Raw genomic sequence first — 12338 nt, 5'->3', positions numbered from 1 at the left:
ATAACAACAATGATTATCTACGGTGTTGCACTACTGGCTAGCTGCACCCTCGCGGGCGTGATTCTCGGCGACATGCTCGGCGTTCTGCTGGGCGTCAAATCCAACGTGGGCGGGGTCGGGATCGCCATGATCCTGCTGATCTGCGCGCGTTTGTGGATGGAAAAACACGGCGGCATGAGCAAGGACTGCGAAATGGGCGTCGGTTTCTGGGGCGCGCTGTACATTCCGGTGGTGGTCGCGATGGCGGCGCAACAGAACGTCGTGACCGCCTTGAAGGGCGGACCTGTGGCCGTGCTGGCCGCGGTCGGTTCAGTAGTGCTGTGTGCCTGCACCATCGCACTGATCAGCCGCACCAATCGGGGTGAGCCTTTGCCCAAGGATGAGCAGTTGCTGACCCCGGTAATCAACCCGGCCGGGGGACGTTGATATGTGGCCACTTATCGAGAAGGGACTTGAGCACAACGGCCTGATCACCGCTTTCGCCTTCGTCGGCATCATCATGTGGGTCTCTGTGGTGCTGTCAAAACGCCTGACGTTTGGCCGCGTACATGGCTCGGCGATTGCCATCGTCATTGGCCTGATTCTGGCCTGGGTCGGCGGCACCTTGACCGGTGGCCAGAAGGGGCTGGCCGACATCACACTGTTCTCCGGCATTGGCCTGATGGGCGGGGCGATGCTGCGTGACTTCGCCATCGTCGCCACCGCCTTTGAAGTGCAGGCCACCGAAGCCCGCAAAGCCGGGCTGATCGGCGTGATTGCCCTGCTGCTGGGTACGATTCTGCCATTTATCGTCGGTGCGAGCATTGCCTGGGTGTTTGGCTATCGCGATGCAATCAGCATGACCACCATCGGCGCGGGCGCGGTGACCTATATCGTCGGCCCGGTGACCGGCGCTGCGTTGGGCGCGACCTCCGATGTGATGGCACTGTCGATTGCCACTGGCCTGATCAAAGCCATTCTGGTGATGGTCGGCACACCGATGGCTGCGCGCTGGATGGGGCTGGACAACCCGCGCTCGGCGATGGTCTTTGGCGGCCTGGCCGGCACCGTCAGCGGCGTCACCGCAGGGCTGGCGGCGACCGATCGGCGTCTTGTGCCTTACGGCGCGCTGACTGCCACCTTCCACACCGGGCTGGGCTGCCTGCTCGGGCCGTCGGTGTTGTATTTCCTTGTGCGCGCTATCGTGGGTTAGACAGTGTCGATCAGATCGCCTGCTCCAACAGGCGATTCGCATACATCCGGCATTCGGCCACCAGCGCCAGCAGGTTGGGATCGCGCTCTTTGGACTTGAGAAAGACCATGCCGATGTGTTGCTGCATGCGGTAGCGGCTTTGCAACGGGATCAGGCGCACGCGGTTTTCATAGACCGCTGCGATACGCCCCGGCAGCAGCGCATAGCCGACGCCGGAGCTGACCATGCTCAGCAGGGTGAAGATGTCATTGACCTGCATCGCCACCTTGGGCTCGAACCCGGCCTGCTGAAAAACCCGTATGCCGTCGCGGTGGGTGGCGAAGCCCTGGGTCAGGGTGATGAACGTCGCTTCACGCAGGTCGCTCAGGTCGACTTCGTGGCGTTCGGCGAAGGGCGAGTCGGTAGGGACGGCGAGAAAGATGTCATCGGAAAACAGCGCCAGATGCTCGCAATCCGGGTCATTGGTGCTCTCGTCCAGCGCCACCAGCATGGCGTCGACTTCCATGTTCTTGAGCTTGTAGAGCAGGTCGATGTTCGAGCCCAGAATCAGGTCGATATTCAGCTCGCTGCGGCGGATCTTCAAGCCCATGATCAACTGCGGCACGGTCTTTACTGTTAGCGAATACAACGCCCCGAGCCGGAATCGTGCTGCCGAAAAGCCCGCCGCCTGACGGGTCAGTTCCACGGTGGCGAGCACATCCTGCACCAGTTTCTGAGCGCGTTCTTCCAGCACATAAGCGCTTTCCAGCGGCGTCAGGTTACGCCCTTCGTGCTTGAACAGCGGGCAGCGCAGGGCGCTTTCCAGGGAATGAATGGCACGGTGGACGCTGACGTTACTGGTCTGCAACGCCTCCGCCGCACGGGCCAGATTGCCGGTGCGCATGAACGCGAGGAATATTTCCAGTTTCTTCAGGGTGAGTTCGTCATCGATCTGCATGTCGTGGCGCTTATCGTTTATGTGAACGGATTGTGCCCTGTACTGACAGATACGTTGCGCTTTGTTTCAATAAACCGGAGCCTCTGCAATCAGTGTTTCGCGACAAGAGGGCAATACTCGGATGTACCACGGAGAAAAATTCAACGCCTGGTCACACTTGATCGGCGCAGTGCTGGCAGCGGTCGGCGCGATCTGGTTACTGCTGATGGCGAGTCTGCACGGCGATGTCTGGAAAGTGGTCAGCATGGCGATCTATGGCGTGTGTCTGGTCACGCTATACAGCGTGTCGACGATTTACCACAGCGTTCAGGGTCGCCCGAAATCGATCATGCAGAAGGTTGATCACTTTTCGATCTACCTGATGATTGCCGGCAGTTACACACCGTTCTGTCTGGTGACCCTGCACGGGCCGTGGGGCTGGACGTTGTTCGGCATCGTCTGGGGGCTGGCGCTGATCGGTATTCTGCAGGAGATAAAACCCCGCTCCGAGGCGCGGATCATGTCCATCGTGATCTATGCGGTGATGGGCTGGATCGTGCTGGTGGCCGTCAAACCGCTGATCGCAGCGCTCGGCACGGCGGGCTTCATCTGGCTGGCGGGCGGCGGCGTGCTGTACACCGTCGGCATCCTGTTCTTCGCCTACGACCAGATCCGCCACTTTCACGGCATCTGGCACCTGTTCGTGATCGGCGGCAGCCTGATGCACTTCGTGGCGATCTGTTTTTATGTGCTGTGAGGAGGGGGGCTAAAGCGCTAACTGTCACGCACAAGTCCGCTTTTGATTCTGGCCGGAGGCTGTGGGAGCGGACTTGTCCGCGAACTGCCGGGAACCGGCAGCAAAGCCAGCCGCCTCGATACATCAGATATAGCTGAGGTGGCTCGTTTTGGGGTTGCTCCGCAACCCTTCGCGGACAAGCGAAGCGTCGCCCGATCCGCTCCTACGAAAACAGCGCGTGCCTGGCTCTTTCGGACGTGTGTGTAACGCTGGGAACGATCACCCCGTCAAAAATCGCCCCACAACTGTTGCGCCACGCTCAGCGCAACCACCGGGGCGGTTTCGGTGCGCAGGACTCTCGGGCCGAGGCGGGCGGCGTGGAAGCCGGCGGTTTGTGCCTGATCGACTTCTGCCTCGTTCAAGCCACCTTCAGGGCCGATCAGGAAGGCCAGGCTGGCGGGTTTGGCATGGCTGGTCAGTGGTTCTGCGACCGGGTGCAGCACCAGTTTCAGGTCGGCCTCGGTGAGTTTGATCCAGTCGGACAGCGGCATCGGTGGATGAATCACCGGCACCACCGAACGACCGCATTGCTCACACGCACTGATCGCGATCTGCTGCCAATGCGCCTGACGCTTTTCGGCGCGTTCGTCCTTGAGGCGCACTTCGCAGCGCTCGCTGATGATCGGGGTAATCTCGCTGACGCCCAGTTCGGTCGCCTTCTGAATCGCCCAGTCCATGCGCTCACCCCGCGACAAACCCTGACCCAGATGAATGCGCAGGCCTGATTCAACCTGTCCGGCAAAGCTTTCGGTCAATTGCACGCGCACACGTTTCTTGCCGACTTCCAGCAGCGTGCCGCGAAACTCCAGGCCTGAACCGTCGAACAGTTGCAGCGCATCGCCCTCGGTCATGCGCAATACGCGGCTTATGTAATGCGCCTGGGCTTCAGGCAGTTCGTGTTCGCCCAGGCTCAGCGGCGTTTCAGTGAAAAAGCGGGACAGTCTCATGGTATGTCTCGGTTCCAGTGTTTGTTCTGTGATAGCGCTTTCGCGAGCAAGCGAAGCGTCGCCCGGCCCGCTCCCACAGTAGGGCGGCGTTGCCCGGTCCGCTCGTGGGAGCGGACTTGTCCGCGAATAAGCCAGTCGCGACGCCGCAAATTCCAGCCCTTAACCCGGATCCCTGAAATCCGGATGAAAATTCTCGCGCACCGCCACACTGATACTACTGCGCGTCGCGATATCAATGCCTTCGGTGGCCACTTCAGCCAGAAAGTCGATCTGCTCCGGGGTAATCACATACGGCGGCAGGAAATACACCACGCTGCCCAGCGGTCGCAGCAGGGCGCCGCGCTCCAGTGCGTGCTGGAATACTTTCATGCCACGGCGTTCCTGCCACGGATAAGCGGTTTTGCTGGCCTTGTCCTGAACCATCTCGATCGCGATGGCCATGCCGGTCTGGCGCACTTCGGCCACATGCGGGTGATCCACCAGATGCGCCGTGGCGGTCGCCATCCGCTGCGCCAGCGCCTTGTTGTTCTCGATGACGTTGTCCTGCTCGAAGATATCCAGTGTCGCCAGCGCCGCAGCGCAGGCCAGCGGGTTGCCGGTGTAGCTGTGCGAATGCAGGAAGGCGCGAAGGGTCGGGTAGTCATCGTAGAACGCGTCGTACACATCGTCGGTGGTCAGGCAGGCCGCCAGCGGCAGGTAACCACCGGTCAGCGCCTTGGACAGGCACAGAAAATCCGGACGGATGCCCGCTTGTTCGCAGGCAAACATGGTTCCGGTGCGGCCGAAGCCGACGGCGATTTCATCGTGGATCAAGTGCACGCCGTAGCGGTCACAGGCCTCGCGCAGCAGCTTGAGGTAGATCGGGTGATACATGCGCATGCCGCCCGCGCCCTGAATCAGCGGCTCGACGATCACGGCGGCGACGCTGGCATGGTGCTCGGCCAGGGTCTGTTCCATGGCCGCAAACATGTTGCGCGAATGCTCTTCCCAGCTCATGCCGTCCGGGCGGTGATAGCAGTCGGGACTTGGCACTTTGAGGGTGTCGAGCAGCAGCGCCTTGTAGGTTTCAGTGAACAGCGGCACGTCACCGACCGACATCGCGGCCATGGTTTCGCCGTGGTAGCTGTTGGTCAGCGTGACGAAGCGTTTCTTCTCCGGCTGGCCGCGATTGAGCCAGTAGTGAAAACTCATCTTCAGCGCCACTTCGATGCACGATGAGCCATTATCGGCGTAGAAACAGCGCGTCAGGCCTTCGGGTGTGAGCTTGACCAGCCGCTCGGACAGCTCGATCACCGGCTGATGGCTGAAACCGGCGAGGATCACGTGTTCCAGTTGGTCGACCTGATCCTTGATGCGCTGGTTGATGCGCGGGTTGGCGTGTCCGAACACATTGACCCACCAGGAGCTCACCGCGTCCAGATAACGCTTGCCTTCGAAGTCTTCGAGCCACACGCCTTCGCCACGCCTGATCGGTATCAGCGGCAGATTTTCGTGGTCTTTCATCTGCGTGCAGGGGTGCCACAGGACCTTGAGGTCACGTTGCATCCACTGGTCATTGAGACCCATTTTCAATCTCCGGGTAGCGACTCGCCTGATGCGAGGACGAACAATCGCGCAAGCCTATGCAATGCCCGGCTGTGGAACAACCTTTGATGCGTTTTTAGCAGGCGCAGGACATTGCTGGCGGCTATTTGATGGCTCGCGTATCCTGCGCAGCGAGTCGATGTTTCGGGCTGACTTGCCCAATCTTTCCTACGCTTTTTCGGAGTTCGCCGAATGCTTTCTGGGTGGCTGCGCGCGTGTGCGCTGATAGTTGCAGGGCTGGTCAGCGTTTCGACGCTCGCCGATGAAAAACAACGCACCGCGATTGTCGTCGGCGGTGGTCTGGCGGGTTTGACCGCTGCTTATGAACTGCAAGCCAAAGGCTGGCAGGTGACGCTGCTGTAGGCCAAACCGGCGCTCGGCGGGCGCTCCGGTCTGGCGACCAGCGAGTGGATCGGCAACACCAAGACCCAGCCGGTGTTGAACCGCTACCTGGATACGTTCAAGCTGACCACTGTGCCAGCGCCGGAATTCGTGCGTACGCCGAGCTATCTGATCGACGGGGTGCATTTCACCCAGGCCGATCTGGCTGTCAAACAGCCTGCGACTGCCGAAGCCATCAAGCGCTACAACGAGACGCTGGACAACCTGGCGCGCTCGGTTGACGACCCCGAAAACCCGGCATCCAACAGCACGCTATTCGCGCTGGACCAGATCAACGTCGCCAACTGGCTCGACCGCCTGAGCCTGCCTGCCACGGCTCGTCAGTTGATCAATCAGCAGATTCGTACCCGCTACGACGAGCCTTCGCGCCTGTCGCTGCTGTATCTCGCACAGCAATCGCGGGTTTACCGTTCGGTCGATGAGCGTGATTTGCGCGCCTCGCGCCTGCCCGGTGGCAGTGCGGTACTGACCCAGGCGTTCGTCAAGCAGCTCAAGACTGTCAAGACCAACTCGCCGGTGTCGGCAGTGGTTCAGGAAAAGGACAAGGTCACGGTCAAGGCGGGCGCGACCAGCTACACCGCCGATTACGTGGTCATGGCCGTGCCGCTGCGCTCGCTGAGCAAGATTCAGATGACGCCTGCGCTGGATGCTCAGCACATGGGCGCGATCAAGAGCATCAACTACGGTTGGCGCGACCAGATCATGCTCAAGTTCAAGACCCCGGTCTGGGACAGCAAGGCGCGCATGTCGGGCGAAGTGTTCAGCAACACCGGTCTGGGCATGCTCTGGATCGAACCGGCTCTCAAGGGCGGCGCCAATGTGGTGATCAACCTGGCCGGCGACAATGCCCGCATCATGCAGGCGTTCGGCGACAAGCAGATGGTCGATCAGGTGCTGATCCGCCTGAACGCGTTCTACCCTGAGGCGCGTGGGGCCTTCTCCGGTTATGAAATTCGTCGTTACAGCGTCGACCCGTCTACCGGTGGCTCGTATCTGGCCTATGGCCCAGGTCAGATCAGCAAGTACTGGCGCTTGTGGGAAAGGCCGATTCTGCGTGTAGCTTTTGCCGGTGAACACACCGACACCCTGTACCCCGGCACGCTGGAAGGCGCATTGCGTAGCGGCCAGCGGGCTGCCAGTCAGGTGCAGGATCTGGCGGCTGGCAAGTCGTTCGAACCGGTCAAGGCCGTTCCACCGAAAGCGCCTGCACCGGCTTCGCAGAAGTCCGAAGGCAATTTCTTCACCAATCTGTTTGGTGGCGGTTCTTCTGACAAGCCGGCTGAACCCGCCAAGCCGCAGGCTGAAAAGCCGGGCTTCTTCTCGCGCCTGTTTGGTGGTTCAGAAGCACCTGCCGGCGCGCCTGCCCCGGTAGAAAAAGCGCCAGAGCCTGCTCCAGCGCCGCCACCCGTTGCAGCACCCGCACCAGTGGTTGCGCCGGTGGTTCAGCCAGCCCAACCGCCCGTGAAAGCAGAACCCGCGAAAAAGCCGGCGGCCAAGGCCGATGCGGCGAAGAAGCCGCAGTCCAAGGAAGACGCAAAGAAAGAAGCCGCGAAGAAAGAGGCGGCTAAAAAAGAAGCTGCGAAAAAAGAGGCTGCCAAAAAAGCCGCGAGCAAACCTGCTCCGGCCAAGACGCCCGCTGAACCAGCGCCTGCCGACGTCAATAACTGACCCGGCGCACGCTGATCAAAAAGGAGCGCGGTTCATGCCGCGCTCCTTTTTGTATGCGTGCTCAATTCGTTTATACACAGCAACCGGGCTTGCGCAGAAGGATTATGCCGTTCATCGGTATCGAACGGCCGACGGTCATTACAAAGTGTTACTAAGCGCGAATTATCGAGATGCTGTTGCGGCAAGGGCGTCTGCACCGCTGACAAGGGGGTCAGACACTGATAAAGCCAGCTGCGCCAAAGCGTGAAACGCTGGTCTGATCGATCGTATTGTTCGATAGGTCAGAGCAATATTTTGCGCTTTCATTCGATAGATAAAACGCTAGTCTGGTAACACTTCTGACAAGGTATTGGTAATGCAGCTACGTAATTCATCCTCTCGCTACGGTCTGGTCAGCATGATGTTGCACTGGGGTGTGGCCGCTGTCGTGTTCGGCATGTTCGCATTGGGACTGTGGATGGTCGGGCTGGATTATTACGATACCTGGCGCAAGGCCGGTCCGGATCTGCACAAAAGCATTGGCATGACGCTGTTCGCGATCATGCTGACTCGTGTGGTCTGGCGCTTGCTCAGCCCGCCACCGCCGCCATTGAGCAGCTACAGTAAGTTGACGCGTCTCGGCGCGGCGTTCGGCCATCTGTTTCTGTACGTTGCACTGTTTGCCGTGATGCTGGCCGGCTACCTCATCTCTACTGCCGACGGCGTGGGGATTCCGGTATTCGGTCTGTTCGAAGTACCTGCGCTGGTTTCAGGCTTGCCTGAACAGGCGGAAACGGCTGGCTGGATTCACCTTTACCTGGCCTGGGTCATCGTGATTTTCGCGGGGCTCCATGGTCTGGCAGCATTGAAACACCACTTCATCGATCACGATGTGACCCTCAAGCGTATGCTGGGTCGTAATTGATTGTTCAACCAAAACGGGAAGAAAAGCATGTTGAAGAAGTCTCTCGCCGCTCTGGCTCTGGGTACCGCACTGTTGTCTGCTGGCCAGGCCGTGGCTGCCGACTACGTTATCGACAAGGAAGGTCAACACGCATTCGTTGACTTCAAGATCAGCCACCTGGGCTACAGCTTCATTCACGGTACATTCAAGGACTGGGACGGCACGTTCAGCTTTGATGCTGCCAAGCCTGAAGCCAGCAAAATCAATGTCGAGCTGAAAACCAAAAGCCTGGACACCAACCACGCTGAGCGCGACAAGCACATCTCCAGCAAAGACTTCCTGGACGTTGCCAAATACCCTGAAGCGAAGTTCGTTTCCACCAGCGTCAAATCGACTGGCGAGAAAACTGCTGACGTGACCGGCGACCTGACCCTGCACGGCGTGACCAAGCCAATCGTGATCAAGGCAACCTTCAACGGCGAAGGCAAGGATCCATGGGGCGGCTACCGTGCCGGCTTCAACGGTACTTCGACGCTGAACCTGAACGACTTCGGCATCAAAGGCCCTGGCCCGACGTCGCAAACGCTGGACCTGGACATCAGCTTCGAAGGCGTACAGAAGAAGTAAGTGCACGCCTGATCGACAAACGCCGACCCTTGGGTCGGCGTTTTTGTTGGTGTTGCTCAGGATCGGACGCGGAGCGTCCAGAGCTGCGCTACCACGTGGAGCGTGGGAGCGATGATCACGAGTCATCATGTAGTCCACAAACAAAAACGCCCCGAACAGGTCGGGGCGTTTTTTGTTGCCGGGTTATCAGCTGTCGCGGTTGCGGGTCAGCAGGGCCGGTTTTTCACCGCGCGGGCGTGCTGGCAACTGATCCAGTTGCTCGGCAGACGGGAAGCGGTCGATCTTCGATTCCTTGTGCACGATCTTCGGCTGAGGCTGGCCGTCACGCGGGGCGCGCACAGCTGGCTCCTGACCCTCACGAGGCAAGGGTTGCTCTTCGCGGGCTGGACGACGACCGCGTGGCTGACCATCGCGCGAGCGCGGTGCCGAAGTGCCCGAGCCGTTCCGCTTGGGTGCGCCAGTACCGGAACCGGTACGTGGAGCACCACCTGCAGGGCGACCCTGACTAGGTGGGCGAGCAGCGCCGCCAGCGGCCGGTGCAGCTGCGCCAGGCGCGGCTGCCGGACGACGACCACGATTCTGGCCTTTACCCTGATAAGGGCTGACGTAGTCAGCGCGATTGCCAAAGTTGTCTACTTCGTCATCGCGAAACTCATCAGGGGCGCGATCCGATGCCGGGCGCGGTGTGGCAGGTTGCGATGCACGCTGTTCGCTGCGAGGCGTGCCCTCACGAGGTTTTTTTTCGCGTGGCTGCCTGGCAGGGCGTTCGCCAGCGGCGGCCGCAGCGGCAGGTTTTTCCTTGCCTTTATCCTTGCCCTTGTCGCGACGACCACCATTATTCTTGTCGCCATCACCACGCGCAGGACGCGCGCCACGCGGGTTGCGGACATCCGGGCGCTCACGCACTTCCGGCTTTTCAGCCTCGACTGCAGTGATGTCGAAGCCCATCAGATCGCCATCCGGGATCTTCTGTCGGGTCATGCGCTCGATGCTTTTGAGCAGCTTCTCTTCGTCCGGCGCAACCAGCGAAATGGCTTCGCCGGAACGACCTGCACGGCCAGTACGCCCGATACGGTGCACGTAATCTTCGTCGACGTTAGGCAGTTCGAAGTTGACCACGTGTGGCAACTGATCTATGTCCAGGCCGCGGGCCGCGATATCGGTGGCAACCATGATGCGAACATCACCGGCCTTGAAGTCGGCCAGGGCCTTGGTGCGCGCGTTCTGACTCTTGTTGCCGTGGATCGCCACGGCCGCAAGACCGTGCTTGTCCAGGTACTCGGCCAGGCGGTTGGCGCCATGCTTGGTACGCGTGAAGATCAGCACCTGTTCCCAGGCACCGACGGTAATCAGATGCGCCAGCAGCGAGCGTTTATGGTTGGCGGGAAGGCGGAAAACCCGTTGCTCGATACGCTCGACCGTGGTGTTCGGTGGCGTGACTTCGATGCGCTCCGGGTTATGCAGCAGCTTGCCAGCCAACGCGGTGATGTCGTTGGAGAACGTCGCCGAAAACAGCAGGTTCTGACGCTTGGCAGGCAAGCGGGCAAGGACCTTTTTGACGTCATGCACGAAGCCCATGTCGAGCATCCGGTCTGCTTCATCGAGCACCAGGATTTCGACGTGGGACAAGTCGACGCGGCCTTGGCCGGCGAGGTCGAGCAGGCGGCCGGGGCAGGCCACCAGTACGTCCACACCACGGGCCATGGCCTGAACCTGAGGGTTCGTGCCAACGCCGCCGAAGATACAGGCGCTGACGAACTTCAGGTCGCGGGCATACAGCTTGAAGCTGTCATGCACTTGCGCGGCGAGTTCGCGCGTCGGGGTCAGGACCAGAACGCGTGGTTGGCGCGGGCCGTGACGCTGGGATTTGTCCGGAACACCATTGGGAAACAACCGCTCCAGAATCGGGAGGGCGAAGCCGCCGGTTTTACCAGTACCTGTCTGTGCCGCAACCATAAGGTCGCGACCTTGCAACACGGCGGGGATGGCCCGCTGTTGCACGGGGGTCGGCTGGGTGTAGCCCGCTGCCTCGATGGCGCGGACTAAAGCCTCGGAGAGACCGAGGGAAGCAAAGGACATGAGTAATCCTGTTCTGTTGGAGCTTAAGCTCAAGGGATGTCTTGCCTGGCGCGAATGGCGTGTAAAGACAACGCGATCCCGTCCGGTCCTGCAGGGTCTTCAGTGCATCTCGTGACGTCTGCGCTTGATGAAAAGTGCGCTGATGGCGTGAACGAGTGACGATTGCAAGACCGAGCGTCCGGGCGTAAGCCTGGCGGGAAGGCTGGAGTATAACAGAGCGAGCGCAATACGCTGCTTTCCTGCTGCCCAACGGTTTATAACGCCGCGATCTCCGGGGAATCACCCGGCAGATCGCGGTGTTACGACGTTATCAGCGTGGCAATTGCAGGTTGTTCCACACCGCCAGGCTCGGATCTGCCTGGTTCAGCGTGTAAAAGTGCAGCCCGGGTGCGCCGCCTTGCAGCAGGCGTTCGCACATCTGCGTGATGACTTCTTCGCCAAACGCCTGGATGCTTTGCACGTCGTCGCCGTAAGCTTCCAGCTGCTTGCGGATCCAGCGCGGGATTTCCGCCCCGCAGGCATCCGAGAAACGCGCCAGCTTGCTGTAGTTGGTGATCGGCATGATGCCCGGCACGATCGGAATGCTCACACCCATCTTCTCGACACGCTCGACAAAATTGAAATAACTGTCGGCGTTGAAGAAGTACTGGGTAATCGCACTGTCGGCACCAGCGTTGGCCTTGTTGACGAAGTGCTTGAGGTCATCCTCGAAATTACGCGCCTGAGGGTGCATTTCCGGGTAGGCCGCGACTTCGATATGGAAGTGGCTGCCCGTCTCTTCACGAATGAAGTTCACCAGATCATTGGCGTGACGCAGCTCACCGCTGGCCATGCCCATACCCGAAGGCAGATCACCGCGCAGGGCCACGATGCGTTTGATGCCGGCAGCCTTGTACTGGGCCAGCAGGCTGCGCAAGTCGTCCTTGCTGTCACCCACGCACGACAAATGCGGCGCGGCAGGCACTTTCACTTCGTTCTCCAGCTGCAGCACGGTGTTAAGCGTGCGGTCGCGAGTCGAACCACCGGCACCATAGGTGCAGGAGAAAAAATCGGGGTTGTACGTAGCCAACTGACGAGCAACGGTCAGCAGCTTTTCATGTCCAGCGTCGGTCTTGGTGGGGAAGAACTCGAAGCTGAAGCGGCGTTCTTGAGACATGGGGGAGGAGGCCTCCAGCTTTTAGCTGCAAGTTGCAAGCTGCAAGAGGGCTGTAGGCCTGGCTCCGCAGTCTCACGCTTGCCGCTCA

Annotated in this window: 10 protein-coding genes and 1 pseudogene; 6 read left to right on the top strand and 5 right to left on the bottom strand. The window is 60.3% G+C overall.

From position 1 onward, the window contains the following. Positions 1 to 9: 9 nt before the first annotated feature. Both madL and madM read left to right on the top strand, forming a co-directional pair. Positions 10 to 426: a malonate transporter subunit MadL gene (gene madL / locus BLT55_RS19095; protein WP_055001443.1), complete on the top strand. Its 417-nt coding sequence runs from the start codon at positions 10 to 12 to the stop codon at positions 424 to 426. A gap of 1 nt (position 427) precedes the next feature. Then, a complete protein-coding gene (gene madM / locus BLT55_RS19090; protein ID WP_055001444.1) occupies positions 428 to 1192 on the top strand; it encodes a malonate transporter subunit MadM in 765 nt (254 codons plus the stop codon). 10 nt (positions 1193 to 1202) lie between these two features. Here madM and BLT55_RS19085 read toward each other — a convergent pair whose 3' ends face one another. Continuing rightward, the gene (locus BLT55_RS19085) at positions 1203 to 2129 is read right to left on the bottom strand and encodes a LysR family transcriptional regulator (RefSeq protein WP_055001445.1); all 927 of its coding nucleotides are present in this window, start codon (positions 2127 to 2129) and stop codon (positions 1203 to 1205) included. A 121-nt stretch (positions 2130 to 2250) separates the two neighbouring features. Between BLT55_RS19085 and trhA the strand changes: the two genes are divergently transcribed. Continuing rightward, positions 2251 to 2865 carry a PAQR family membrane homeostasis protein TrhA gene (trhA, locus tag BLT55_RS19080; RefSeq protein WP_055001446.1) on the top strand — a complete coding sequence of 205 codons (615 nt, stop codon included), beginning with the start codon at positions 2251 to 2253 and terminating at the stop codon, positions 2863 to 2865. A 266-nt stretch (positions 2866 to 3131) separates the two neighbouring features. On the opposite strand, the gene BLT55_RS19075 is transcribed toward trhA, so the two are convergent. Next, on the bottom strand, positions 3132 to 3851 hold the full coding sequence (locus tag BLT55_RS19075; protein WP_055001322.1) for a 16S rRNA (uracil(1498)-N(3))-methyltransferase: 720 nt from the start codon (positions 3849 to 3851) through the stop codon (positions 3132 to 3134). A gap of 159 nt (positions 3852 to 4010) precedes the next feature. After that, the gene (locus BLT55_RS19070; protein ID WP_055001323.1) at positions 4011 to 5417 is read right to left on the bottom strand and encodes an adenosylmethionine--8-amino-7-oxononanoate transaminase; all 1407 of its coding nucleotides are present in this window, start codon (positions 5415 to 5417) and stop codon (positions 4011 to 4013) included. Between the two features lie 210 nt (positions 5418 to 5627). Here BLT55_RS19070 and BLT55_RS19065 point away from each other — a divergent pair. From BLT55_RS19065 to BLT55_RS19050, 3 genes and pseudogenes are all read left to right on the top strand, one after another. Continuing rightward, positions 5628 to 7505, top strand: a pseudogene (locus BLT55_RS19065) (flavin monoamine oxidase family protein). A gap of 355 nt (positions 7506 to 7860) precedes the next feature. Then, positions 7861 to 8409, top strand: a complete 549-nt coding sequence (locus tag BLT55_RS19055; protein ID WP_055001324.1) for a cytochrome b — start codon at positions 7861 to 7863, stop codon at positions 8407 to 8409. 27 nt (positions 8410 to 8436) lie between these two features. Next, positions 8437 to 9015: a YceI family protein gene (locus tag BLT55_RS19050; RefSeq protein ID WP_055001325.1), complete on the top strand. Its 579-nt coding sequence runs from the start codon at positions 8437 to 8439 to the stop codon at positions 9013 to 9015. A gap of 186 nt (positions 9016 to 9201) precedes the next feature. On the opposite strand, the gene rhlE2 is transcribed toward BLT55_RS19050, so the two are convergent. Both rhlE2 and metF read right to left on the bottom strand, forming a co-directional pair. After that, complete coding sequence (gene rhlE2, locus BLT55_RS19045; protein ID WP_055001326.1) at positions 9202 to 11094, bottom strand: RNA helicase RhlE2; 1893 nt, start codon at positions 11092 to 11094, stop codon at positions 9202 to 9204. A gap of 310 nt (positions 11095 to 11404) precedes the next feature. Beyond that, positions 11405 to 12250, bottom strand: coding sequence for a methylenetetrahydrofolate reductase [NAD(P)H] (gene metF, locus BLT55_RS19040; protein ID WP_007248024.1), 846 nt, complete (start codon positions 12248 to 12250; stop codon positions 11405 to 11407). Between the last annotated feature and the right edge of the window lie 88 nt (positions 12251 to 12338).

This window comes from Pseudomonas cannabina (genome assembly GCF_900100365.1).
Taxonomy (GTDB): domain Bacteria; phylum Pseudomonadota; class Gammaproteobacteria; order Pseudomonadales; family Pseudomonadaceae; genus Aquipseudomonas; species Aquipseudomonas cannabina.
The sequence above is the reverse complement of the archived record's forward strand: the minus strand, read 5'-3'. Positions and strand labels throughout refer to the sequence as shown.